The organism is Kribbella swartbergensis, from assembly GCF_054784135.1.
This window is the reverse complement of the sequence record NZ_BAAGPM010000082.1, coordinates 1-21,630: the sequence shown is the minus strand read 5'-3', so window position 1 is coordinate 21,630 and position 21,630 is coordinate 1. Positions and strand designations below refer to the sequence as shown.

Sequence of the window (21,630 nt, the reverse complement as noted above, 5' to 3'; positions counted from 1 at the left end):
GGTGAGGGAGGTACGACGTGGCCAGACCGACGATCGCCGACATCGCGAACCGGGCCGGGGTGTCCAAGGGCGCGGTGTCGTTCGCGCTGAACGGGCGGCCCGGGGTCAGTGACGCGACCCGGGAGCGGATCCTGCGGATCGCCGAGCAGATGAGCTGGCGGCCGCACAGCGCCGCCCGCGCGCTCGGCGCCTCCCGGGTCGACTCGGTCGGGATGGTGATCGCCCGGCCGGCCCGCACCCTCGGCGTCGAGCCGTTCTTCGCCCACCTGCTGTCCGGCGTGCAGTCCGGGCTGTCCGCGGAGTCGATCTCGCTGCAGCTGCTGATCGTCGAGGACACCGCCGCCGAGATCGAGGTGTACCGCCGGTGGGCGTCGGAGCACCGGGTCGACGGCGTGATCCTGGTCGACCTGACCGTGAAGGACCCACGCGTCGACGAACTGAAGGCACTCGAACTGCCGGCCGTCGTGATCGGCGGCCGCGGCGGCAAGGGCGCGCTGCCCTCGGTCTGGGCGGACGACCGCGAGGCGATGCTGTCGATCGTCGAGTACCTGGCCGCGCTCGGGCACCGCCGGATCGCCCACATCGCCGGTACGCCGAACTTCCAGCACACCCAGCGCCGGATCCGGGCCGTCCGCGACGCCGCGCCCCGGCTGGGCCTGGTCGACGCGCCGTCGCTGACCACCGACTTCAGCGACGCCGAGGGCGCCGCGATCACCCGCAAGCTGCTGTCCCAGCCGCAACGGCCGACCGCGATCGTCTACGACAGCGACGTGATGGCGGTGGCCGGGCTCGGGGTCGCGATGGAGATGGGCGTCTCGGTGCCGGGCGACCTGTCCATCGTGGCGTTCGACGACTCGATCCTGACCCAGCTCATGCACCCGGCGCTGACCGCGCTGTCCCGGGACACCTTCGACTTCGGCCGCCAGGCCGCCGAGGTGCTCCTCGAGGTCATCGCCGACCCCGGCCAGGTCGTCAACCGCCGCACCCCGGACCCGGTCCTCACCGTCCGCGAGTCCACCGCTCCCCCGGCCTGACCCCGGTGCATTCGAGCGGATAACCCTTCGCGTGCACCCTTCTTCCCGGCTGTACCGGGGGGAGAAGGGGCAACCCCAGGGGTTGTCCCCTCGCGTTGCCGCCGGCGCGCGGGGGCGGGTGGGGAGGGGGCTGAGGGTGGCGAGGTTGCCCGGATTCCTAAACCGATTTAGCATCGTCGGCATGCCTGTGGATCCCGTCACGCCGCGGTTCGGTGCGAACTACGTTCCCTCGGCCGGCTGGTTCTACAGCTGGCTCGACTACGACGGCGCGGCGGTACGGCGGGACTTCGCCGACCTGGCCGGACTGGGCCTGGACCACGTCCGGGTGTTCCCGGTCTGGCCGTGGATCCAGCCGAACCGGGCGATCATCCGGGAACGTGCGATCGAGGACCTGCTGGACACCGTCGACGCCGCCGCCGAGCACGGCCTGACCGTCGCGGTCGACCTGATCCAGGGCCACTTGTCCAGCTTCGACTTCCTGCCCTCGTGGGTGCTCACCTGGCACAAGACCAGCCTGTTCGAGGACCCCACGGTCCGCGACGGCCTGGCGTCGTACGTCGACACCGTGGCGCGCGCGGTGGCGGCGAAGCCGAACGTCTTCGCGATCACGCTCGGAAACGAGGTGAACAACCTCTGGCCGGACAGCGCGACCAGCTTCGAGAGCTCGACCAGCTGGGCGCAGGAGCTGCTGACCACGGTGAAGAAGGCGGCGCCGGACGTTCTCGCGTTGCACTCGGTGTTCGACGACGCCTGGTACAGCGCGGACCATCCGTTCCATCCGGCGGACGTCGTCGATCTGGGCGACCTGAGCACTGTGCACTCGTGGGTTTTCAACGGGGTCTCACGAGTGGACGGTCCGCTCGGTCCGGCGACGCTCAGCCATGCGGACTACCTGGTCGAGCTGGCCGCGGCGACGTCGCTGGATCCGGCGCGTCCCGTGTGGTTGCAGGAGATCGGCGTACCCGGGCCTGACGTTCCGGTCGAGTTGCAGGCCGAGTTCACCCGGCGGACGGTCGAACTGGTGGTGAGCAACCCGGCGTTGTGGGGCGTCACGTGGTGGTCGTCCCACGACATCGACCGGCGGCTGCTGGACTTTCCGGACCGGGAGTACGACCTGGGGTTGTTCACCGTGGACCATCGGCGCAAGCCGGCCGCACAGGCGCTGGCGGACGTGATCGCCGAGATCCGTGCGAATGGTGTCAGCCGTCAGCCAGCAACCACGCTGGTGTGCCCTGTCGACCTGCGGACCGAGCCGGAGCGCCGGCCGGAAGTTGCCCCCGGCAGCGAGTTCCACCTCCAGTGGGTCGCCGCGCGGGAGGACGGGCCGGTCCGGATCGTCCGGCCCTAACCCAACTTGTCCATCAGCACCTGGATGCCGTCCAGGATGCGGTTGAGCCCGAACTCGAGGTCGTCGTCGACGCCGTCCTGGTATTCCCGGTTCGAGTAGAGCGCGGTCAGCATCGGATAGTTGCCCGCGGCAAGACGGGGAAGCAGGAAACGGCCGACCTCCTCGGACTGGACGGGTGTGTTGTCGCTCGCCGCGAGCTGGCGGACCATGCCGGCATAGCTGCGCGCGAACCCGTCGAGGAGCATCAGGCAACCGAGATTGTCGTGCTGACTCAAGCCGGTCCCGTCCAGCGCCTGCAGCATCACCTCGGCCCAGCGCAGCAGGTTGGGTGTCACCGGCGCCCCACGGATCGGCACGTCGAGCAGCCACGGCCGCTCGGCGAAGCGGTCGACCTGCGCCTGCACCCACGCGGTCGCGGCCGCCCGCCAGTCCTCCGGCAACTCGGGCGGCGTGCCGATCGCCTTCTCGTGAACGAGCACGATCAGCTCGTCCTTCGACCGGACGTAGCGGTACATCGCGTTCGTGGTGACGCCGAGCTGCGCCGCGATCCGCTGCAACGAGATCGCCTCGAACCCGTACCGATCCCCGAACGCGATCCCGGTGTCCACGATCTGCTCCACCGACAGCGCCGGCTTGGGACCCCGCCGCTGCACCGGCTGCACTCCCCACGCCAGCGCGAGCCCGGGAGGCAGCTCGGCGCGGTCCTCGCCCATGTCAGCCTGCCGGCTGGATCCAGGCATAGCCGCCGTCTTCCAGGCGGATCACCTGGAGCCCGGCGGCGAGGCGTCGTACGTCGTCGGTCTCGATGACGCCCGCGGCGGGGCCGGCCACATCGAGGACGATGGCGGCGGCGCCTTCCTGTACGGCGGCGGTCGCGACGAGCTGTGACTGCGCGGGCATCGGGCGGGCCTCGGGACTCCAGCGGGCCAGGCTCTCGGTGCTGGTGAACGCGAGCAGAGCATTCCGGCCGTCCTGGCCTTGCAGCAGGGCAACGGCCATGTCCGAGGTCTTGTCGCGCGCCAGACCGTTCTCGCTGTACTCGACCTCGCCGAGCATCGCCACCACCGGCACCAGCAGCCGGGCCTTGGTCAGCGCGGCCAGCAACGCCCCTTGGTCACCCTCCGTGAGCGCCTTCGCCAGCGCGGGGTCGGCGGACCCGTCGTCGTTGTCGAAGCCGGTGAAGGCCAGGCGGCGTTCTGGTTGCACCCCAGCATTCTCCCTGGTCCGGTGTCCGGACCCCTGGGTGGGGGTTTCAGGGTGGTGTCAGGGCTGTTCCCGGCTTGGTTCCGTCTGCGACTGTGCGAGCCTGGGTATGTGCCTGACTTCAACGATCTGACGCTGCTGCCGTTCTGTGTGGGCCTCACGCTGCTCGGCCTGATCGGCTCGTGGGCCGCCTGGCGGCGCCGCGGGGCGGCGGCCGGCACCCGTGGCGTGGCCTGGTCCCTGTTGCCGGTCTCGTTGTACCTGACCGGTCTGCTCGAGCTGGTCTGGGACGTGGTGCGCTCGACCGTCAGCTGGGTCACGCACCTGATCTTCTCCCCCACGGTGTGGGGCGGGGTCGCGCTGTTCGGCGTCTCGGTCGTGCTGTACGTCGTCTCGGGCGTGGCCCGCGGGCGCGGCGGGGACAAGACAGCCAAGGACAAGACACAGTCCAAGCCCGCCTCGCCCGCGGGTGAGGTGACCGCGACGGGTCCCGCACCCGCGTCGGCCGCTCCCGCCAAAGCTGCCAAGCCCGCCAAGGGGTCGAAGGGCACGCAGCAGGAATCGTCGGAGTTCGACGAGATCGAGGACATCTTGAAGCGCCATGGAATCAACTGAGACTCTTGCCCCGCTGACCATCGACTCCCTGCTGGACCACGTCCAGGCCGCCCCGCCCCGGCTCGGCAAGACCCGGCTGATCGGCGTCGACGGACCGGCCGGCTCCGGCAAGACCACGCTGGCGGCGAACTTCGCGGCCCGCGCCGAGGCGCGCGGACTGCACACCCGTGTCATCCACATGGACGATCTGTACGACGGCTGGGCCGGTGCCGCCCGCGGGTTCTGCCTGCTCCGCGACCACGTGCTGCAGCGGCTCTCCGACGGCCGCGAGGGACGGTACCGCCGCTACGACTGGACCATGGGTGCGTACGCCGAGATCCACGTCGCACCGGTCACCGTGGAACTTCTTATCGTCGAAGGTGTCACGTCGTGCGACCGAGACGCGGACCGCTGGCAGTCGCTGCGGCTGTGGATCGAAACCTCGAACGCGGTCCGCCTGGAGCGCGGTATCGCCCGCGACGGCGAGGCACTGCGCGACCACTGGCTGGAGTGGATGCGCTGGGAACGCGACCACTTCGCCGAGCAGGCGACCCGATCCCGGGCCCACGTCGTCGTCGACGGCAACCCGTCGGTCCCGCACGACCCCGCCGTCGAACTCGTCACGAAGTCGGTGGCGCTTCCTCCGCACGACTCGGCGGCTTCCTGAGCAGGATCAGCCGCGCCCGCGGGTGGTGGGTCCACTCTCCCTCGGGTGCTTGCTCCAGGTACTTCTGCCGGAGTTGCGCGATGAACTCGTCGCCGCGGGCCAACGCCAGCGCCCGCATCGACCCGGAGTGGTTGGCGGCGTCGAAGTACGTCGCCGCGTCCGGATGGGTCATCGGGTAGGACACGAACTCGTCGCGCTCGACCACGGCGTCGAGTCCGGTGAGGAGGCGGTCCTCCCAGGAGTAGTCGCTGCGTTCGCCGATCACCCTCGCCACCACCGCGAACGGACCGTCGTCCTCGGCGATCTCGGGCCAGTAGACGACGCACATCCGGCCGCCCGGGGTGAGCGCGTCCACCCACGAGCGGATCGCGGTCTCGGGGTCGGGGAGCTGCTGGAGGCCGAACACCGAGACGACGGCAGCACACCGATCCGACCACCGTGCGTCGAGGACGTTGGCATCACCCTGCACGACCTCGACGTCGTCCCGACCCAGCCGAGCGGCGCGCTCCCGGGCCCGGCGGACCATGCCGGCCGACAGGTCGATCCCAGCGATCTCCCGCCCCGGAAACCGCTCGACCAGCAGATCCAGCTCCGGAAACGTCCCACAACACGGCACGAGCACCGGCCCATCAGGCAGTCGGCCGACGACGTTCGGCCCCGGCAGGCCACCTGACGAGGCCAAGTCCGGCGCTCCGGCCAGCGCGTCCACCCCTGCGCGCACCCAGGGGGCGAAGCGGGGGACGAAGTACTGCTCGTAGCCGTCGGCGGCCTCGTCCCAGCCGCGGGCGATCCGGCTCAGGCGGTCGTCGCTCACAGGGCGGCCTCGATGCGGTGGGTTGCGGTGCCGGTGGCGCTCGCCAGTCCGGCGGGCCGGCCGGTCGCGAGGAGCAGCAGGTCGGCCGCGGTGGCGCGGAGTTCCTCGGCTCCGTCGCCCGCGGACCAGTCGGCATCGGTCGCGACCAGCCGCATTCCCCGGAAGCGCTTGCGCGCGCCGTAGAAGGCACTGTTCCGGACGTGCTCGAGCGCGGCGAGGGTCTGCTCGGCCGGCATCACCCGCTCACGACCGAGCGGGCGGGCGATGTCCTGGCCGTGGACGAGCGCGTCGACCAGCGGATCGAGCGGACCGGCGCCGGGGGCGCGACGAGCCGAGCCGGCCGTCTCCCGGAACTGGGCGATGAGCTCGGCCGGAGTGAACCGGGCCGCACACTCCCGCGCCATCACGTCCTCCATCCGGTCGAAGTCGAAGCGAGCCCGGATCATCCCGCGCAGCGCGACGCCGAGCGTCGTACGCGTGGAGGTGGTCAGGTGGGCGGCGACGTGGTGGATCGTCCAGCCGGTGCAGAGCGAGGGGACGTTCCAGTCGTCGGCGTCGAGGGTGTCGAGGAAGTCGGCCAGGTCGAGGCGCTCGGCCTCGGTCCAAGCGAGGATCGTGGGATCGGTCATGGCTGTGTCTCCTTGATCGCCGCGATGCGGCGGCGCAGGTGGTCTCGTTCGGGCTCGCTGCCGGCCAGGGCCAGGGCTTGTTCGTACGCCGCGGTGGCCTCCGGCAGGCGGCCCAGCCGGTGCAGCAGGTCGGCCCGGGCCATCGGCAAGGGGTGGTAGTCGCGCAGCCGCGGTTCGTCCGACAGGTCGTCGAGCAGCGCCAGCCCCGCCTCGGGTCCGTCGCGCATCGCGATCGCGGCGGCCCGGTTGAGCGCGACCACCGGCGACGGGTCGATCGCGATCAGGACGTCGTACAGGGCGACGATCTGCGGCCAGTCGGTGCCCGCGACGTCGGGTGCTTCGTCGTGCAGTGCGGCGATCGCGGCCTGGACGCCGTACGGTCCGGCCGGACCCCCGGTGAGGGCGGCGACGACGAGGCCGCTGCCCTCGGCGATCAGGTCGCGGTCCCAGCGAGTGCGGTCCTGGTCGTCGAGCAGGACCAGTTCGCCGTCCGGGCCGGTGCGGGCGTCGCGGCGGGCGTGGATCAGCAGCATCAGCGCGAGCAGGCCGGCGACCTCGCGCTCGTCCGGAAGCAGCCGGCGCAGGATCCGGGCCAGCCGGATCGCCTCCTCGGCGAGGTCGAGGCGCTGCAGGTACGGACCCGAACTGGCCGCGTACCCCTCGGTGAAGACCGAGTAGATCACCTGCAGGACCCCCGGCAGGCGTTCCGGCAACTCGTCCGCCGAGGGGACCCGGAACGGGATCCGCGCCTCGTTGATCTTCTTCTTCGCCCGGACGATCCGCTTCGCCATCGTGGCGACCGGAACCAGGAACGCCCGCGCCACCTCGGGCGTGGTCAGCCCGGCCAGGCAGCGCAGGGTGAGCGCGCCGCGGTCCTCGGCGGCCAGGGCCGGGTGGGCGCAGGTGAAGAACAACTGCAGCCGCTCGTCCGGCAACTCGTCACCGGCCGCCGGCGGCGCGGCCCGGTCGGCCTCGAACTGCAGGATCGCGAGCTTCGCGGCGTACACCTGGTCGCGCCGCAACCGGTCGACGGCCTTCCGCCGGGCCGTGGTCATCAGCCACGCACCCGGGTTCGGCGGCACCCCGTCGACCGGCCAGCGCACCAGCGCCGCCTCGATCGCCTCCGACGCGACCTCCTCGGCCAGGTCGAGGTCACCGAACCTCCGGGCGAGCGCGGCCAGCAACCGCCCGCGCTCCTCCCGGAACACCGCCTCGACCTCCGCGTGCATGGTGGATCAGGCCCCCGGGAACTCGGCCACCGGGCGGACCACGATCGAGCCGCCGGCCCGCGCGCCCGGGCACTTGGCGGCCCAGTCGAGCGCGACGTCCAGATCCGGTACGTCGATCACGTAGAACCCGCCGAGCACCTCGCGGGTCTCCGCGAACGGCCCGTCGGTCACGGCCCGCTTCCCGTCGTTCGCGACCTGGACCCGGGTCGCGGTGACCAGGTCGGCCAGCGACTCGGACGAGACCACGACGCCGGCGTCCTGGATCTCCTTGTCGAACCGCATCCAGTCCTCCGGCTCGCACCCGGCCGCACCACCGCTCAGGTCGACGTCCCCGGCGTTGATCAGCAGCATGTACTTCATCTCGGAACCTCCCGTTGGCGTGTGTACAGCATCTCTACGAACGGGTCAGGGCCCGATGGACAGCATCCTTCAGGAAATTTGTGAGGATGGTGGGCATGAGCGCAAAGGTTCTGCCGTCCGGAGAGCAGTGGGGTCTGTCAGGCGGTGGGTACGCCGCCACGGTGGTGAGTGTCGGCGGCGGCCTTCGTGGGCTCACGTACGACGGGCGCGAAGTGCTGCTCGGGTACGGCGAGGACGAGCCGGCGCAGGCGGGGATCGGGCAGCACATGTTCCCGTGGCCGAACCGGATCACCGACGGGAAGTACACGTTCGAGGGTGTCGACGAGCAGCTGTACCTGACCGAGCCGGCCCGGCGGAACGCGATCCACGGTCTGACCCGCTGGGCGAACTGGGAACGGGTCGACGACGGCACCGACCCGGCCGTGGTCGAAGTCGGTCACCGGCTGCACGGCCAGCCCGGGTACCCGCACCAGCTCGACCTGCGCCTCAGCTATCAGCTGGCCGACGGGCTGACGGTCACCGCGACGGCGACAAACGTCGGCGCGAGTGACGCGCCGTACGGCTACGGGACCCACCCGTACCTGAGCGTCGGCCGGGTGATCGACGAGTGCGTGCTCGAGTTCCGCGCGGCCGAGTGGCTGGAGGTGTCGCCGGAGCGGATGACTCCGATCGGGCTGTCCCCGGTGCCAGGTTCGCCGTACGACTTCAGCGAGGGCCGGGTGATCGGGGATCTGGAGATCGACAACGCGTTCACCGGACTGGGCAGCGGGGCGTGGTCGGTCACGCTGACGGATCCGGACTCCGGGAACCGGTCGGTGCTGACCAGCGACACGCCGTGGCTGCAGCTCTACACCGGCGGTGCGATCGGGCGTACGGCGCTCGCCGTCGAGCCGATGACGTGTCCGCCCAACGCGTTCATCACCGGGCAGAACCTGGTCGTCCTGAAGCCCGGCGACTCCCACACCACTACGTTCCGGGTGTCGGTCTAGGCCCGGCACCGTGCGCCCGGGCGACGGCGGCCAGCTCCTTCGCCGCCTTGCTCGCCCGGGCACCCTCGGCGGCCTGGATCGCCAGGATGCCCAGGCGGTTGCCGTCGGCATCGAACAGCTGCAGCCACGCGTCACCCGGCTTGAACCGGAGCGCGGTCACGTCGGACCACCGCAGCGTGTAGGACTTGAAGACGTTGCGGACCCGCAGGCGGTCCGGGTACGCCTCCACCCGCAGCGTCGCGAGCCGGTACAAGATCCACAGCACCGCGCCGAAGAACGCCAGCAGCGTCAGCCGCTGGAACCAGCTGAACGTCTCCCGGGCATCGTCCGGCAGCCGGAACCAGATCACCCCGAACACCGCGATCAGCGACAGACCCATCCCCCCGGCCATCAGAGCGACGAACCTCGGATGGAAGGTGAACAGCCGGCGGTCGGCCTCCATGTCAGATGCGGCAGGCGTGGATGTCGGTGGTGAGGATGGCACGCGCGCCCACCTCCCACAGCTGGTCCATGATCCGCTGCGCGTCGGCCCGTTGCACCATCACCCGGACGGCGACCCAGCCCTGCCGGTGCAGCGGGGACACGGTCGGCGACTCCAGCCCCGGCGCGACCGCGGTGGCCGCGTCGACCTGCTCGGCCCGGATGTCGTAGTCCATCATCACGTAGTTGCGGGCGATCAGGACGCCCTCGAGCCGGCGGACGAGCTGGTGCAGCCCGTTCGGCGGCGTCTCCACGCCGTGCCGCTTGATCAGCACCGCCTCGGACTTGAGGATCGGGTCGCCGAACACCTCGAGCCCGGCCTGGCGCAGCGTCGTACCGGTCTCGACGACGTCCGCGATCACGTCCGCGACGCCGAGCTGGACGGCCGACTCGACGGCACCGTCGAGGCGGACCACCGAGGCGTCGACGCCGTGCTCGGCCAGGTGGTCCTGCAGCACACCGGCGTACGACGTGGCGATCCGCTTGCCGGCCAGGTCCTTGACCGAGGTCGCGGCGCCGGGCGGGCCGGCGAACCGGAAGGTGGACCCGCCGAACCCGAGCTCCAGGATCACCTCGGCGTCGGCGTGCGAGTCGAGCACCAGGTCCCGGCCGGAGATGCCGACGTCGAGAGTGCCCTCGCCGACGTACACGGCGATGTCGCGGGGGCGCAGGTAGTAGAACTCGACCTCGTTCGCGGTATCGGTGAGCGTGAGGTCCTTGGTGGTCCGGCGCTGCTTGTAGCCGGCCTCGGTCAGGATTTCGATGGCGGACTCGCTCAGCGAGCCCTTGTTCGGTACTGCGACGCGCAGCATGACACTGCCTTCCTGGTGATGAGGTGAACCGGGTCTGTCGAAGGCTCCTACAGATGTCGGTACACGTCGTCGAGGTCCAGGCCGAGCGCGTGCATCATCACCTGCGCGTGGTAGAGCAGCTGGGACAGCTCCTCCGCGGCCCGCTCCTTGCTCTCGTGCTCGGCGGCCATCCAGGACTCGGCGGCCTCCTCGACCAGCTTCTTGCCGATCGCGTGCACGCCGGCATCCAGCGCCGCCACGGTCCCGGATCCCTCCGGCCGCGTCAGCGCCTTCTCACCCAGCTCGGCAAACAGTTCCTCAAAGGTCTTCATCGCGCGCCCCAGCCTAGAGGTCCGCCGCCGGGAACCGCCGGTCAGGTCCGCCCACCGGGACCTCGTGGCGCTGAGTGAGCATCGACGTACCAAGTATGACCCTCAGCGAGCAGGCGTCTGACCATCCCGTGGTCCATCGTGTCCTCGTCGGTCCGCAGGTGGTACGGAGGCGGGTAGAACGCGTCACCCAGCAGGATCACGCCTGAGTCGACGGCGACCAGCGAGTCCGGCGCGTGGTTGCCACCGACATGACGCAGTACGACGCCTGTCGGCAGCGTGAGCGTGTCGTCGAAGGTCTGATCCGGGAGCACGATTCGGAAGTCACTCCAGTCCGGTAAGGCCAGGGCGCGAGCTCGGAAGCTGGGCCCGAGTTTCGGGTTCGCCTCGACCTGGTCGCGGAGGTAGCGGTGACTCCACGGGCGCTCTGCCTCCCGGGCCAGGATCTCGGCCGCCGAGGAGTGCGCGACGACCGTGACGCCGGGCCAGGCACAGGCTCCCCAGGTGTGGTCCCAGTGGTGGTGCGTGTAGACGAGCCACCGTGCCGCGGGCAGGCCGGCTTGGCCAATCGCGGCCTGGACAGCCCGCGCGTGGTCGGGGCTGTTGCCGGCGTCGATGACGACGCTCCCCCGGTCGTCGGCGATCACCGCGACCGACGGCCTGATCGCGTCCGGGTCGGGGTCGTGCGGGTAGAGCCAGACCCGGTCGTTCAGGTGTTGCAGCATCTGGCCGACGATAGCTGCCATGCAAACTCCCCGGAGGGTCCGCGACCTCGGTGTCACGGTCGGCACGCTGGCACCCGGTCCGCTCAACGCGATCACCGACGTACCAGGCGTCCGCGTCGGGCAGACCACAGTCTCGTCAGGTGACCTGCACACCGGAGTGACCGCGATCGTGCCGGACGGTTACCCGGCCGGGCTGCCCGCGGCGGTTGCGGTCGGCAACGGGTACGGCAAGCTCGTCGGCTCCACCCAGGTGGACGAACTCGGCATGATCGAGACCCCGGTCCTGCTGACCGGCACGCTGAGCGTGTTCCGGGTCGCCGACGCGTTGCTCACCTGGCTGCTCGACCGGGACCCTCGCGCGACCAGCCTGAACCCGGTCGTCGGCGAGACCAACGACGGTCACCTCTCCGACATCCGCCGCCGCCCGATCACCCCCGAACACGTCCACGCCGCCCTCGACTCGGCCTCCGCCGAGTTGCCATTGGAAGGCTGCGTCGGCGCCGGCACCGGGACCACGGCGCTCGGCTTCAAGGCCGGCATCGGTACGGCGTCCCGGACGCTGGACTCGGGCATGATCGGCGTACTGGTCCAAGCCAACTTCTCCGGCACCCTGACCGTCCTCGGCACTCCGATCCCGGCGCAACCGCTGGATGCCGACGGCAACTCCTGCATGATCGTCGTCGCCACCGACCTCCCGCTCGACGCCCGCCAACTCGGCCGCGTCGCCCGCCGCGCCGTCTTCGCCATGGGCCGCGTCGGCTCCGACTACGCCCCGGGCAGCGGCGACTACGCCATCGCCTTCACCACGAACCGCACGCCGGGCTTCACCGACCGAGACCTCCGCGCCCCGTTCCGAGCCACCACCGAATCGGTCGAGGAAGCCCTGCTCAACTCACTCACCATGGCTCGTACGACGACCGGCTTCCACGGCCGCACCGCTCACGCAGTTCCCCACGACCTCATCCTCACCCGCTTGAGATCGGCCGGTGTGCTGGCCTGAGTCTTGACGGGCGACGAGTGCACGGGCTTATCAGTACGCCACGCCGACCGGCTGGACACTCATCGACGGATCGTCGACAGCGGAGAGCATCAGGTGGGCGACGTCAGCTCGGGAGATCGTGTAGCCGCGGGAGACAGTGCCGCCGACGACCGTGCGGTAGGTGCCGGTCAGTGGCCCGTTCGTCAGCTTCGGCGGCCGGACGATCGTCCAGTCCGTGCCGCTGCTGACGATGTCGGCCTCCATCACCCGCAGGTCGGCGTACACGTCCGCCGCGAAGGCGTTGATCGCCGGCAGCAGTAGCCGGCGGTTGAGGAAACTCTCGTCCGGCGGCGTCGGCCCGAGTGGCGCCGCGCTCACCGCGACGAAGCGCCGTACGCCGGTCTCCGCCATCGCGGCCAGGATCGAGCGAGTGCTGCCGGACGCGACCGGGCCGTCCTTGCGTCCGCGCGGCCCGACACCGGAGATGACCGCCTGACTGCCGTCCACTGCTTCCAGCAGGGACCCCGCCTCAGTCAGCCCGGCCACTCGGAACACCTCGAGCGAAGGATCCTCGACCTGGTACGACGACGAGGCGCGGACGACCGCCGTCACCTTGTGCCCCGCGTCCAGCGCCTGCCGCACCACCTGACCGCCGATCCCGCCGGTCGCCCCGAACACCGTGATTCTCATCTGTACTCCTCTGCGATACCGTGCTGACACCTTCTCTGTATCTCGTATAGTACGGAACTCAAAATATATGGAACAGACACAATCGGGTGACCCACGTCACCGTCGCCGGACCGGCAACGAGATCAAGGCCGCGCTGCGCGACCTGCGGATCCAGCTCGCCCTGCTCAACCACCAGGTCGGCGGCAGGCTGGCGCTGAAGGACGTCGACCTCGACTGCCTGGACGTGCTGGCGCGCAGCGGACCGCTGACCCCGAGTGCTCTGGCCCGTCAGGCCGGGCTGCACCCGGCCACGCTGACCGGCATCCTGGACCGACTCGAACGGGCCGGCTGGATCACCCGCGACCGCGCCCGGGCGGACCGTCGCAGCGTCACCATCCGGGTCCTGCCCGACCGAGGCATGGAGGTGTTCCGGCTCTATCAGCCGATGATCGGCGCCATGGACGACGTACTGGCCGGCTACACCCAGGAACAGCTCGACCTGATCGCCGACTTCCTCCGCCGCAGCGTCGAGGCGGGTCGCACCGCCACCGAAAAGCTGGGTCAGGACTCGTAGAGAGCGAGCAGGCTGCGGGCGAGGCGGGCCAGTTCCGCCCGCAGCTCCGGCGGCTCGAGGACTTCGAGTGAGTTGCCGAAGCGGGCCAGGGACGCGGCGGCGTTGCCGATGGATTCGATCGGGAGGGTGACGGTGACGGTGCCGTCCGAGGCGGGGTCGGTGGCGGCCACGGCTTTGACCAGGTGTGGGTAGGAGACGTCGTGCATGCGGCCGGCAAGGTCGGCCGAGACGCGTACCACGGCCTCGCCGGTGAACCGTGTCTGGTCGAAGTCGGCCAGGCGGTCCTGCCAGAACCGGGGCAGGTCGAAGTCCGCCGGCCGCTCGAACTCCTCGTCGGTCGGGGTCAGCTCGAGGATGCTGGCGACACGGTAGGTACGTATCCCGCCGGGTGTCGCGGCGACGACGTACCAGGCACCGTTCTTCAGAACGAGGCCGTACGGTTCGAGGACGCGCTCGACCTCGCGGGGCGCCTCCCAGCGCCGGTACAGCACCTTGATCCGCCGGTCGTGCAGCACCGCGTCGGCGACGGCCGAGAGGTGGGGCGAGTCCTCGGCGTCCTGGTACCACGCGGGCAGATCGAGGTGGAAGCGGTTCTTCAGCCGCCCGGCGCGGTCACGCTGGTCCGGCGCCAACGCCGCCAGCAGTTTCAACTCGGCCGCACTCGTCTCCGCGGTCAGCCCGAGCGCCGCGGCCGCCTCGGGCATGCCGACCAGGAAGAGTGCGGCCGCCTCCTGCTCGGTGAGCCCGGTCAGGCGAGTGCGGTACCCCTCGACCAGCCGATACCCGCCGGCTCGGCCCTGGTCGGCGTACACGGGGACTCCGGCCGCCGCGAGGGCCTCCACGTCGCGGTAGATCGTGCGGAGCGACACCTCCAGCTCGTTGGCGAGCTCACGCGCGGTCAGCTGCCTGCGGGTCTGCAACAACAGCAGGATCGACAGCAGCCGGCTCGAACGCATGTCCCGAGGTTAGCTCCGAACGCTGCCATGTGCTGTCAGGTATACAGCCGAGGCTGGTCGCATGACGACATGGACCAAGGTGACCGGCGACTTCGACTTCCTGAACGGGTACTTCGACGTCCGGCACCGAACCCTGAAACAGGTCTTCGTGGGCTGCGACGAGTGGGACGAGTTCGAGGGGACGACGACCGCGCGGACGCATTTCGACGGCGCGATCAGCATCGACGAGATGCGGTTCCCGACACAGCAGCGGTACGGGATGTCGGTGCGGCTGTTCGACCCCGAGGCGAAGCAGTGGAGCATCTGGTGGATCGACGGCCGGACCATGAGGCTCTACCCGCCGGTGCGGGGCGGGTGGTCCGACGACGGCACATCCTGCTGGCTGGTCGGTGAGGAGGAGATGAACGGGCAGACCGTGCTGGTCAGCTACCAGTGGTCGGACATCACCGAGCGGACCGCGCACTGGGAGCAGTGCTTCTCCAACGACGGCGGCAAGACCTGGGAGCTCAACTGGGTGATGGACTTCACCCGCCGGGACACGCCGCCGCCACCGCTGGACACCCCGAAGCTCACCGATGACTTCGACTTCCTGGTCGGGCGGTGGGACATGCAGAACAGCCGCCGCAAGCCGGCGTTGGGCGAGAACGCGGAGTGGTACGACGTACGGTCGGAGATGGAAGTCTTCTCGTACTTCGACGGCGCGGTCAGCTTCGACGAGGGCTGGTTCCCGACCGAGGGCTTCCGTGGCGCAACCCTGCGCATCTACGACCCGGCGTCGAAGAAGTGGGCCATCTACTGGATCAACAGCCTGCGCGGCCGGCTCGAACCGCCGGTCATCGGCTCGTTCACCGACGACGGAGTCGGCATCTTCGAAGGTCCTGACGTGTGGGAGGGCCAGCCGATCGACGTCCGCTTCACCTGGACCCCCGGCAAGGACGAGGCCGCCTGGGAGCAGGCCTTCTCCGCCGACGGCGGCCAGACCTGGGTACCGAACTGGACAATGCGGCACACCAGGATCGGTTAGCCCTCCCTCCCACGCGCGCTACACGCAACGTCCGCCGAGGCAGTTGCCGCGCGGGCGAGAAGCCCCGCAAGGGGCCGGCGACAGCCGGCAAAAGACGACCGGCGATAAGCCGGTGGGCGGGCGGGAGCGCGCGGAGCGGCCGCGACGAAGGAGCGGCTGCGTAGCACGCGTGGGATCGATCATCCCTCCAGCTCAGCTGGTGGTTCAGGCGGGCACTTCGTCGTACCGGCGGGACTTTGCGACGATCAGGTGGAGGCTCAAGGTCAGGGCCATGATGCCGGCGGCGACCACCAGCAACCCGTGCGGCGGTGCGCCGGCGGCCAGGGTGATGCCGCCGAGGCCGCCGCCGAGGGCGACGCCCAGCGAGATGGCGCTGCCGTTCAGCGCCATCACGATGGAGGCCGACTCCGGAGCGAGGGCGGCGAGGCGAGCCTGTTGCGGGACCGCAGCGCCGCCGTTGCCGATCCCGGCGGAGAAGAACCACACCAGGCCCGCGACGCCCAGCACAGCGCCGACCGGAACGACCCCGAAGGCGAGCGCACCCAGAACCGCGTCCAGCAGGAGACCGGCCAGTACGACGGTGAGCACCCGAAGCGCGGTGAATCGGTCGGTGAGCCGGCCGGTGACGGCATTGCCGAGCATGCTGGCCAGGCCGTAACCGAACATGATCAGGATCATCATCCACTCGGCCGGGAAGGCCGGGCGCAGGATCAGCGTGGCGTAGGTGAAGCAGGTGTAGCTGCTGCAGAGGATGCCGACGGTGACGAGCAGACCGGCCAGCAGACGCGGTTGGCCGAGGGGACGCAGACGCTCGGCCAGGGTCCCGGACGGGAGATGCAGACGCGGGAGCTTGAGCAGGATCCCGGCGAGCGCGATCGTGCCGACGATCGCGACCAGGATCATCGGGAACCGCCAACTCGACTGCCCGAGCACCAGACCGACCGGCACGCCGAGCGCGGTCGCGGCCATCCATCCGCCGAGCACGAACGACAACGCCTTGCCGTGATCCTTGGCCGGCGTCAATGCGAGCACGTACCCGGTGACGGCGGCGTTCAGCAGACAGCCGCCGAGCGCCGCGACGATCCGGCCGCCGAGGGCGACCGCGTAGGTGGGCGCCACGCCGACGATGAGGTTGCCGAGCACGAAGACGCCCAGCGACAGCGCGATGGTCCTGCGCCGTTCCCACCGGCTGGTCATCGTGCTGAGCAGCGGCGCCGCGAGCGCGGCCGTCAGGGCGAATACCGACACCAACTGCCCGGCCGCCGCCTCGACGACGTTCAGGTCGTCGGCGATGGCAGGGAGCAAACCGGCCAGCACGTAACCGTCGATCCCGGTCGAGAACAACGCGACGGCGAGCCACATCAGGGGGCGGTGGTTCACGCCTGCCTCACAAAGGTGAACATGCTCCGGCCGAGGACGACGTCGGCCGGCACGAGTGGCGCGTAGTGATCCGTCAACGCGGCGTCGCCCTCGACCACCTCGACGTTGCCCAGTCCCGCGACCCGGACCGCCTCCTCGGCGATCGCCGTACTGCGCGGATCGAGCTCGACGAGCCGGGCGCGGACGTCGTCACGACGCGGATGCGCCGGCAGCACCTCGAGCAGATCGCGGCCCTCGCCGGCACACAGACTCACGACCGACACCGGGCCGGGGGGAGCTGCGTCCAGCGCCTGCCGGAGTTGTGCCTGCACGACCTCCAGGCGCCGCGCCAACGACGAATCAGATACGTCGTAGTTCCCGTGCCACCGGTGCCAGTCCATGGAGCTAAAGACTACGGATGGCCAGCAACGTCGCCAGTGCCGCCTGCGTGGCTTCGTAGCCCTTGTCTTCGCGGCTGTCCGGGAGACCGGCCCGGTCCAGCGCCTGCGGGTCGTTGTCACACGTCAGTACGCCGAAGCCGATCGGGACACCGGTGGTGACGCCGACCTGCATGAGGCCCTCGGTCGCGGCCTGGCAGACGTACTCGAAGTGCGGGGTGTCGCCGCGGATCACGACCCCGAGCGCGATCACCGCGTCGTACCCGTTCTTCGCGGCGTGCAACGCGGCGACCGGGAGCTCGAAGGATCCCGGCACCCGGATCACCGTGTAGTCGGTGACGCCTGCCTCGTCCAGCGCGCGGATGGCGCCGGCCACCAGCGCGTCGGTCACCTTCGGGTGCCACTGCGCGCCGACGATCGCGACGCGGGCGCCTTCGGCCCGCGGAGTCTCGATGGTGGGTGCTCCACTGCCCGACATCAGCCGGCTCCGTTCTCTTCGGCCAGTACCCCGCCCAGTCCACTGCCGGGCAGGTGGTGGCCCATCCGGTCGCGCTTGGTCCGCAGGTACCGCAGGTTGTGTTCGGTCGGGTCGATCGAGATGCCGCGGCGCTCGACCACGTCGATGCCGTAGCCCTGGACACCGGCCAGCTTGGCCGGGTTGTTCGTCAGCAACCGGACCTCCTTGACGCCCAGATCGGCCAGGATCTGCGCGCCGGTCCCGTAGTCGCGCGCGTCCGCGGGCAGTCCGAGGTCCAGGTTCGCGTCCACGGTGTCGCGGCCGGCGTCCTGCAACTCGTACGCCTGCAGCTTGTGCAGCAGCCCGATCCCGCGGCCCTCGTGACCGCGCAGGTACACCACGACACCGCCCTCGGCCGCCACCTGACGCATCGCCTCGTCGAGTTGCGGGCCGCAGTCGCAGCGCAGCGAACCGAGCACGTCCCCGGTGAGGCATTCCGAGTGCAGCCGCACCAGCGTCGGCCCGTCGCCGATCTCACCGCGGACCAGCGCGAGCTGCTCCGACCCGTCGACCGTGTTGCGGTAGCCGTGGGCAACGAAATCGCCGTACCGGGTCGGCAGCGTGGTCGTCGCGACCCGCTGGATCTGGCTCTCGGTCCGGCGCCGGTAGCGGATCAGATCGTCGATGGACACCAGCACCAGGCCGTGCTCGTCGGCGAACTCCCGCAGCTCGGGTCCGCGCTTCATCGTGCCGTCGTCGTTCACCAACTCGGAGATCACCGCGGCCGGCGTCAACCCGGCCAGCCGGGCCAGGTCGATCGACGCCTCGGTGTGCCCGGGCCGGACCAGGACGCCGCCCTCCCGGCCGCGCAGCGGGAACACGTGGCCCGGCTGGACCAGGTCGTACGGCTCGGACGCCGAGTCGGTCAGCACCCGGATCGTCCGGGCCCGGTCCGCGGCCGAGATCCCGGTGCTGATGCCGTCACGGGCATCGACCGAGATCGTGTACGCCGTCCGCATCCGCTCCCGGTTGTGCGGCGTCATCAGCGGGATGCCGAGCCGGTCGAGCTCGGAGCCCTCCATCGGGACGCAGACCACACCCGAGCTGTACCGGATCAGGAACGCCAGCAGCTCCGGCGTCGCCTTCGACGCGGCGAAGATCAGGTCGCCCTCGTTCTCGCGGTCCTCGTCGTCGACCACGATCACCGGCCGCCCCGCCCGGATCTCCTGGATCGCGTGCTCGATCGTGTCGAGCTTCAGCACGTCACCCATGTCAGCCCACCACGACCGGCTCGGGCGTCGTGGTCCGTTCCCGATTCTGGATCCGCCACCAGGAGGCGAACCCGACGACGCAGAACAGGCCGTAGACGACGTACATCGCCGCCGACGGGTAGAACTTCGCCTGGATCAGCAGCGGTACGCCGACCACGTCGACGGCGATCCAGATCAGCCAGAACTCGACGTACCCGCGGGCCATCCCGTACGTCGCCAGGATCGAGCCGGTCAGGATCCACGCGTCCCACTGCGGTCCCCACGAACCGAGTTCGCGCAGCACGACGTACGAGATCGCGTAGAGAACGACCGCGATGCCGAGCAGTTCGAGCCGCTCGCGTGTCGTCGCCCAGCGCGGCTGCACCGCCTTGTCGGCACCGCTGTGCCGGGTCTGGTACCAGCGGTACCAGCCGTAGAGGCTGACCAGCGCGAAGAACACCTGGCGGCCGGCCTGACCCCACAGATCCTTGTCCTGCGGGGTGTCGAAGATCCCGCCGACGAAGACCGTGAACAGCAGCACGTTGCCGACGATGCCGACCGGCCAGGCGGCGACGAGCCGGCGCATGCCGAACAGGGCGCTGCCGAGCCCGAAGACGTTGCCGACGATCTCGCGGACCAGCACCGGCGATCCGGCGATCACCACCTCCGCGTGCAGCAGCCAGTCGACCGGGTTCACTTGGTGCCTCCGTTGAGCAGTCGTTCGACGTACTTGGCGATCACGTCGACTTCGAGGTTCACCGTGTCGCCGACCTGGTTGCGGCCGAGCACGGTGAGTTCCAGGGTGGTGGGGATCAGGCTGACGCCGAAGGTGCCGGTCGCGTCGTCGACATCGGTGACGGTCAGCGAGACACCGTCGATGGCGATCGAGCCCTTCTCGGCGACGTACTTCAGGATCTCCGGCGCCGCGGCGACCCGGACGTCCTCCCAGTGCTCGGACGGGCTGCGGCTCGCGATCGTGCCGACACCGTCGACGTGGCCCTGGACGATGTGGCCGCCGAGCCGAGCGTGGGCGGACACCGCGCGCTCCAGGTTGACCTGCGAACCCTGCGCGGCCTGCCCGAGACTGGTGCGCCGCAGGGTCTCGCGCATCACGTCGGCGGTGAACGTGCCGTCATCGGTCTCGACCACGGTCAGGCAGCAGCCGTTGACCGCGATCGAGTCGCCGTGGTGTGCGTCCTCGGTCACCTTGGGCGCGCGGATCGTGAGCCGGGCCGCGTCCCCTTCGAGCAGGTCGAGCGCTTCGACGGTGCCGAGCTCCTCGACGATTCCGGTGAACATTCAGTGCGTCCTTTGCGGTTCGAGCGGCGTCAGGATCAGCCGGACGTCGTCGCCGAGGCGGGTGACGTCCGCTAGCTTGAACCGCCGCAGGTGGTCGATCGATTCCGCGCCCAGGTCCCCGATCGCGGCGTACCCGGAGCCGAGCACGGCCGGGGCGACGTACGCGACGATCTGGTCGACCAGTCCGGCGCGGAGGAAAGCGGCGGCCAGCGTCGGGCCGCCCTCGAGCCAGAGGTGCCGGATCCGGTGGTCGTCCAGCTGCCGGAGCACCTCGGCGGGATCGTGGGTGGGCAGGAGCAGGGTCTGTGCGCGGTCGTTGCGGACCCTCGCGGTCGGCGGGATCTGACGGTCGCCGACCACGACGCGCAACGGCTGCCGTTCGGCCGGGACGTCGTTCTCGTCGCGGACCGTCAGCTCCGGGTCGTCGTCCAGCACGGTCTGCGTGCCGACCGCGATCGCGTCACACTCGGCCCGCTTGCGGTGGACGTCGGCGCGCGCGATCGGCCCGGTGATCCACTTGCTCGACCGGTCCGGGGCCGCCGACCGCCCGTCCAGGGTGGTGGCGAACTTCCAGGTCACGAACGGCCGACCCATCCGGACGCTGTGCAGCCACACGTGGTTGACGGCCTCGGCCTCGTTCCGGAGGACGCCGGCCACGACCTCGATGTTCTTGCTGGCCAGCTTCTCGGCGCCGCCGGCCGCTTCCTTGTTCGGGTCCGGTACGGCGTACACCACGCGCGCGACCCCGGCCTCGATCAGCGCATCCGCACACGGTCCGGTCCGTCCGGTGTGGTTGCACGGCTCCAGCGTGACGTACGCCGTACCGCCACGAGCCCGGGCACCGGCCATGGCCAGCGCCTCCACCTCGGCATGCGGGCCACCGGCAACGGCATGGAATCCCTCACCGACCGGATGGCCGTCCCGCCCGGTGACGACACAGCCGACCACCGGATTGGGGTGCGTGCTGCCGATGCCCTTCGCGGCCAGCTCCACGGCACGCCGCATCCAGGCGACATCGATCGGCGAAGCGTTGTTCACTCACGGTCCCTCGTTGTCACGGACGCACTCCGGGGTTCGTGACAACCGGCGTGTACGCGCACTGCCGTCCGGGACCTGTTGCCGTGGGCTTGCTCACCTCGCGGCTCGCGTCGCCGGACGCCAGAGCGCACCCGCCGATCGCGTGCGCCTCCCATCCGGACTTTCACCGTCGGTCCCGGAATTCCACCAGGTCAACCGGCCGCTCAACCGCTGCGGCCGGGTCGCGGACTGTCACCGCCGGCTCGGAATTACACCGACCCCGGAGCACGCGAGTGGGTTCACTCGTGCTCCAAGTGTGCCACCACCACCCCAACCCACCAGGACCCAGGTCACATCCCGGTCACCCACCCCCCTCCGGTACCCCCACCCCGCCGCGACTCCCGTCCCCCGCCCCCTCGCTGACGCCGGCCGCCCCAGCGCCCACCCACTCCCCGA

General features: G+C 70.3%; 27 protein-coding genes and 1 riboswitch. Of the genes, 8 read left to right on the top strand and 19 right to left on the bottom strand.

The window, feature by feature from the left end; translation table 11 throughout:
- Window positions 1-17: 17 nt before the first annotated feature.
- Entirely contained in the window at window positions 18-1,034 is a 1,017-nt protein-coding gene (locus ACYVOK_RS36070; RefSeq protein WP_460667115.1) for a LacI family DNA-binding transcriptional regulator, read from the top strand.
- Window positions 1,035-1,215: 181 nt separating this feature from the next.
- Window positions 1,216-2,382, top strand: coding sequence for a glycoside hydrolase 5 family protein (locus ACYVOK_RS36065; protein ID WP_460667114.1), 1,167 nt, complete (start codon window positions 1,216-1,218; stop codon window positions 2,380-2,382).
- On the opposite strand, the gene ACYVOK_RS36060 is transcribed toward ACYVOK_RS36065, so the two are convergent.
- Window positions 2,379-3,122 carry a TetR/AcrR family transcriptional regulator gene (locus tag ACYVOK_RS36060; RefSeq protein ID WP_460667113.1) on the bottom strand — a complete coding sequence of 248 codons (744 nt, stop codon included), beginning with the start codon at window positions 3,120-3,122 and terminating at the stop codon, window positions 2,379-2,381. The two genes, ACYVOK_RS36065 and ACYVOK_RS36060, sit on opposite strands and share 4 nt — an antisense overlap.
- A complete protein-coding gene (locus tag ACYVOK_RS36055) occupies window positions 3,097-3,588 on the bottom strand; it encodes an SseB family protein (RefSeq protein WP_460667112.1) in 492 nt (163 codons plus the stop codon). The genes ACYVOK_RS36060 and ACYVOK_RS36055 overlap by 26 nt, the downstream gene beginning before the upstream one ends.
- A gap of 108 nt (window positions 3,589-3,696) precedes the next feature.
- Here ACYVOK_RS36055 and ACYVOK_RS36050 point away from each other — a divergent pair, with 108 nt between their 5' ends.
- Window positions 3,697-4,200, top strand: coding sequence for a hypothetical protein (locus ACYVOK_RS36050; protein ID WP_460667111.1), 504 nt, complete (start codon window positions 3,697-3,699; stop codon window positions 4,198-4,200).
- Window positions 4,187-4,846, top strand: coding sequence for a uridine kinase family protein (locus ACYVOK_RS36045; protein WP_460667110.1), 660 nt, complete (start codon window positions 4,187-4,189; stop codon window positions 4,844-4,846). Before ACYVOK_RS36050 ends, ACYVOK_RS36045 begins: the two co-directional genes overlap by 14 nt.
- Here ACYVOK_RS36045 and ACYVOK_RS36040 read toward each other — a convergent pair.
- The 4 genes from ACYVOK_RS36040 to ACYVOK_RS36025 are packed head-to-tail and all read right to left on the bottom strand — an operon-like array spanning window position 4,800 to window position 7,878.
- Window positions 4,800-5,660: a class I SAM-dependent methyltransferase gene (locus ACYVOK_RS36040; RefSeq protein ID WP_460667109.1), complete on the bottom strand. Its 861-nt coding sequence runs from the start codon at window positions 5,658-5,660 to the stop codon at window positions 4,800-4,802. The genes ACYVOK_RS36045 and ACYVOK_RS36040 overlap by 47 nt on opposite strands.
- Window positions 5,657-6,289, bottom strand: coding sequence for a maleylpyruvate isomerase family mycothiol-dependent enzyme (locus ACYVOK_RS36035; protein ID WP_460667108.1), 633 nt, complete (start codon window positions 6,287-6,289; stop codon window positions 5,657-5,659). The genes ACYVOK_RS36040 and ACYVOK_RS36035 overlap by 4 nt, the downstream gene beginning before the upstream one ends.
- Window positions 6,286-7,518 carry an RNA polymerase sigma factor gene (locus ACYVOK_RS36030; RefSeq protein WP_460667107.1) on the bottom strand — a complete coding sequence of 411 codons (1,233 nt, stop codon included), beginning with the start codon at window positions 7,516-7,518 and terminating at the stop codon, window positions 6,286-6,288. The genes ACYVOK_RS36035 and ACYVOK_RS36030 overlap by 4 nt, the downstream gene beginning before the upstream one ends.
- Window positions 7,519-7,524: 6 nt before the next feature.
- Complete coding sequence (locus tag ACYVOK_RS36025; RefSeq protein ID WP_460667106.1) at window positions 7,525-7,878, bottom strand: YciI family protein; 354 nt, start codon at window positions 7,876-7,878, stop codon at window positions 7,525-7,527.
- A gap of 95 nt (window positions 7,879-7,973) precedes the next feature.
- Between ACYVOK_RS36025 and ACYVOK_RS36020 the strand changes: the two genes are divergently transcribed.
- Window positions 7,974-8,867, top strand: a complete 894-nt coding sequence (locus ACYVOK_RS36020) for an aldose 1-epimerase family protein (RefSeq protein WP_460667105.1) — start codon at window positions 7,974-7,976, stop codon at window positions 8,865-8,867.
- On the opposite strand, the gene ACYVOK_RS36015 is transcribed toward ACYVOK_RS36020, so the two are convergent.
- Genes ACYVOK_RS36015 through ACYVOK_RS36000 form a run of 4 tightly spaced genes read right to left on the bottom strand, consistent with a single transcriptional unit; the run spans window position 8,845 to window position 11,213 of the window.
- On the bottom strand, window positions 8,845-9,309 hold the full coding sequence (locus ACYVOK_RS36015; protein ID WP_460667104.1) for a PH domain-containing protein: 465 nt from the start codon (window positions 9,307-9,309) through the stop codon (window positions 8,845-8,847). The genes ACYVOK_RS36020 and ACYVOK_RS36015 overlap by 23 nt on opposite strands.
- A 1-nt stretch (window position 9,310) precedes the next feature.
- The gene (hisG, locus tag ACYVOK_RS36010; RefSeq protein WP_460667103.1) at window positions 9,311-10,159 is read right to left on the bottom strand and encodes an ATP phosphoribosyltransferase; all 849 of its coding nucleotides are present in this window, start codon (window positions 10,157-10,159) and stop codon (window positions 9,311-9,313) included.
- A gap of 47 nt (window positions 10,160-10,206) precedes the next feature.
- Window positions 10,207-10,470 (bottom strand): phosphoribosyl-ATP diphosphatase, encoded by a 264-nt coding sequence (locus ACYVOK_RS36005; protein ID WP_337011548.1) that lies wholly within the window; start codon window positions 10,468-10,470, stop codon window positions 10,207-10,209.
- A gap of 41 nt (window positions 10,471-10,511) precedes the next feature.
- Window positions 10,512-11,213 (bottom strand): MBL fold metallo-hydrolase, encoded by a 702-nt coding sequence (locus ACYVOK_RS36000; protein ID WP_460667102.1) that lies wholly within the window; start codon window positions 11,211-11,213, stop codon window positions 10,512-10,514.
- Between ACYVOK_RS36000 and ACYVOK_RS35995 the strand changes: the two genes are divergently transcribed.
- On the top strand, window positions 11,212-12,192 hold the full coding sequence (locus ACYVOK_RS35995; RefSeq protein WP_460667101.1) for a P1 family peptidase: 981 nt from the start codon (window positions 11,212-11,214) through the stop codon (window positions 12,190-12,192). The genes ACYVOK_RS36000 and ACYVOK_RS35995 overlap by 2 nt on opposite strands.
- Window positions 12,193-12,222: 30 nt before the next feature.
- Here ACYVOK_RS35995 and ACYVOK_RS35990 read toward each other — a convergent pair whose 3' ends face one another.
- Window positions 12,223-12,861: an NAD(P)-dependent oxidoreductase gene (locus ACYVOK_RS35990; protein ID WP_460667100.1), complete on the bottom strand. Its 639-nt coding sequence runs from the start codon at window positions 12,859-12,861 to the stop codon at window positions 12,223-12,225.
- 67 nt (window positions 12,862-12,928) lie between these two features.
- On the opposite strand from ACYVOK_RS35990, the gene ACYVOK_RS35985 reads away from it, so the two are divergent.
- Complete coding sequence (locus ACYVOK_RS35985) at window positions 12,929-13,414, top strand: MarR family transcriptional regulator (RefSeq protein WP_460667099.1); 486 nt, start codon at window positions 12,929-12,931, stop codon at window positions 13,412-13,414.
- On the opposite strand, the gene ACYVOK_RS35980 is transcribed toward ACYVOK_RS35985, so the two are convergent.
- Window positions 13,402-14,370 carry a helix-turn-helix transcriptional regulator gene (locus tag ACYVOK_RS35980; RefSeq protein WP_460667098.1) on the bottom strand — a complete coding sequence of 323 codons (969 nt, stop codon included), beginning with the start codon at window positions 14,368-14,370 and terminating at the stop codon, window positions 13,402-13,404. The two genes, ACYVOK_RS35985 and ACYVOK_RS35980, sit on opposite strands and share 13 nt — an antisense overlap.
- Window positions 14,371-14,431: 61 nt before the next feature.
- Between ACYVOK_RS35980 and ACYVOK_RS35975 the strand changes: the two genes are divergently transcribed.
- Window positions 14,432-15,394 (top strand): hypothetical protein, encoded by a 963-nt coding sequence (locus tag ACYVOK_RS35975; RefSeq protein WP_460667097.1) that lies wholly within the window; start codon window positions 14,432-14,434, stop codon window positions 15,392-15,394.
- Window positions 15,395-15,598: 204 nt separating this feature from the next.
- Here the strand turns inward: ACYVOK_RS35975 and ACYVOK_RS35970 are convergent, their stop codons facing one another.
- Genes ACYVOK_RS35970 through ribD form a run of 7 tightly spaced genes read right to left on the bottom strand, consistent with a single transcriptional unit; the run spans window position 15,599 to window position 21,195 of the window.
- Window positions 15,599-16,774 carry an MFS transporter gene (locus ACYVOK_RS35970; protein WP_460667096.1) on the bottom strand — a complete coding sequence of 392 codons (1,176 nt, stop codon included), beginning with the start codon at window positions 16,772-16,774 and terminating at the stop codon, window positions 15,599-15,601.
- Window positions 16,771-17,154, bottom strand: coding sequence for a class I SAM-dependent methyltransferase (locus ACYVOK_RS35965; RefSeq protein WP_460667095.1), 384 nt, complete (start codon window positions 17,152-17,154; stop codon window positions 16,771-16,773). Before ACYVOK_RS35965 ends, ACYVOK_RS35970 begins: the two co-directional genes overlap by 4 nt.
- Window positions 17,155-17,158: 4 nt before the next feature.
- Window positions 17,159-17,629 carry a 6,7-dimethyl-8-ribityllumazine synthase gene (gene ribH / locus ACYVOK_RS35960; RefSeq protein ID WP_460667094.1) on the bottom strand — a complete coding sequence of 157 codons (471 nt, stop codon included), beginning with the start codon at window positions 17,627-17,629 and terminating at the stop codon, window positions 17,159-17,161.
- Window positions 17,629-18,879, bottom strand: a complete 1,251-nt coding sequence (locus tag ACYVOK_RS35955) for a bifunctional 3,4-dihydroxy-2-butanone-4-phosphate synthase/GTP cyclohydrolase II (protein WP_460667093.1) — start codon at window positions 18,877-18,879, stop codon at window positions 17,629-17,631. Before ACYVOK_RS35955 ends, ribH begins: the two co-directional genes overlap by 1 nt.
- 1 nt (window position 18,880) lies before the next feature.
- Entirely contained in the window at window positions 18,881-19,555 is a 675-nt protein-coding gene (gene pnuC, locus ACYVOK_RS35950; protein ID WP_460667092.1) for a nicotinamide riboside transporter PnuC, read from the bottom strand.
- A complete protein-coding gene (locus tag ACYVOK_RS35945) occupies window positions 19,552-20,157 on the bottom strand; it encodes a riboflavin synthase (RefSeq protein WP_460667091.1) in 606 nt (201 codons plus the stop codon). The genes pnuC and ACYVOK_RS35945 overlap by 4 nt, the downstream gene beginning before the upstream one ends.
- Complete coding sequence (ribD, locus tag ACYVOK_RS35940) at window positions 20,158-21,195, bottom strand: bifunctional diaminohydroxyphosphoribosylaminopyrimidine deaminase/5-amino-6-(5-phosphoribosylamino)uracil reductase RibD (RefSeq protein ID WP_460667090.1); 1,038 nt, start codon at window positions 21,193-21,195, stop codon at window positions 20,158-20,160.
- 138 nt (window positions 21,196-21,333) lie between these two features.
- Window positions 21,334-21,467: riboswitch (FMN riboswitch) on the bottom strand.
- Window positions 21,468-21,630: the final 163 nt, after the last annotated feature.

Bases quoted from the DNA above. Each gene is read 5' to 3' on its own strand.
- ACYVOK_RS36005 (WP_337011548.1), bottom strand. From the start codon at position 10,470: ATGAAGACCTTTGAGGAACTGTTTGCCGAGCTGGGTGAGAAGGCGCTG.
- ACYVOK_RS36060 (WP_460667113.1), bottom strand. From the start codon at position 3,122: ATGCCTGGATCCAGCCGGCAGGCTGACATGGGCGAGGACCGCGCCGAG.
- ACYVOK_RS35945 (WP_460667091.1), bottom strand. From the start codon at position 20,157: ATGTTCACCGGAATCGTCGAGGAGCTCGGCACCGTCGAAGCGCTCGAC.
- ACYVOK_RS36020 (WP_460667105.1), top strand. From the start codon at position 7,974: ATGAGCGCAAAGGTTCTGCCGTCCGGAGAGCAGTGGGGTCTGTCAGGC.
- ribH (WP_460667094.1), bottom strand. From the start codon at position 17,629: ATGTCGGGCAGTGGAGCACCCACCATCGAGACTCCGCGGGCCGAAGGC.
- ACYVOK_RS35955 (WP_460667093.1), bottom strand. From the start codon at position 18,879: ATGGGTGACGTGCTGAAGCTCGACACGATCGAGCACGCGATCCAGGAG.
- ACYVOK_RS36030 (WP_460667107.1), bottom strand. From the start codon at position 7,518: ATGCACGCGGAGGTCGAGGCGGTGTTCCGGGAGGAGCGCGGGCGGTTG.
- ACYVOK_RS35980 (WP_460667098.1), bottom strand. From the start codon at position 14,370: ATGCGTTCGAGCCGGCTGCTGTCGATCCTGCTGTTGTTGCAGACCCGC.
- ACYVOK_RS35965 (WP_460667095.1), bottom strand. From the start codon at position 17,154: ATGGACTGGCACCGGTGGCACGGGAACTACGACGTATCTGATTCGTCG.
- ACYVOK_RS35995 (WP_460667101.1), top strand. From the start codon at position 11,212: ATGCAAACTCCCCGGAGGGTCCGCGACCTCGGTGTCACGGTCGGCACG.
- ACYVOK_RS36035 (WP_460667108.1), bottom strand. From the start codon at position 6,289: ATGACCGATCCCACGATCCTCGCTTGGACCGAGGCCGAGCGCCTCGAC.
- ACYVOK_RS36065 (WP_460667114.1), top strand. From the start codon at position 1,216: ATGCCTGTGGATCCCGTCACGCCGCGGTTCGGTGCGAACTACGTTCCC.
- ACYVOK_RS36015 (WP_460667104.1), bottom strand. From the start codon at position 9,309: ATGGAGGCCGACCGCCGGCTGTTCACCTTCCATCCGAGGTTCGTCGCT.
- ACYVOK_RS36025 (WP_460667106.1), bottom strand. From the start codon at position 7,878: ATGAAGTACATGCTGCTGATCAACGCCGGGGACGTCGACCTGAGCGGT.
- hisG (WP_460667103.1), bottom strand. From the start codon at position 10,159: ATGCTGCGCGTCGCAGTACCGAACAAGGGCTCGCTGAGCGAGTCCGCC.
- ACYVOK_RS36000 (WP_460667102.1), bottom strand. From the start codon at position 11,213: ATGGCAGCTATCGTCGGCCAGATGCTGCAACACCTGAACGACCGGGTC.
- ACYVOK_RS35975 (WP_460667097.1), top strand. From the start codon at position 14,432: ATGACGACATGGACCAAGGTGACCGGCGACTTCGACTTCCTGAACGGG.
- ACYVOK_RS36045 (WP_460667110.1), top strand. From the start codon at position 4,187: ATGGAATCAACTGAGACTCTTGCCCCGCTGACCATCGACTCCCTGCTG.
- ACYVOK_RS35990 (WP_460667100.1), bottom strand. From the start codon at position 12,861: ATGAGAATCACGGTGTTCGGGGCGACCGGCGGGATCGGCGGTCAGGTG.
- ACYVOK_RS35985 (WP_460667099.1), top strand. From the start codon at position 12,929: ATGGAACAGACACAATCGGGTGACCCACGTCACCGTCGCCGGACCGGC.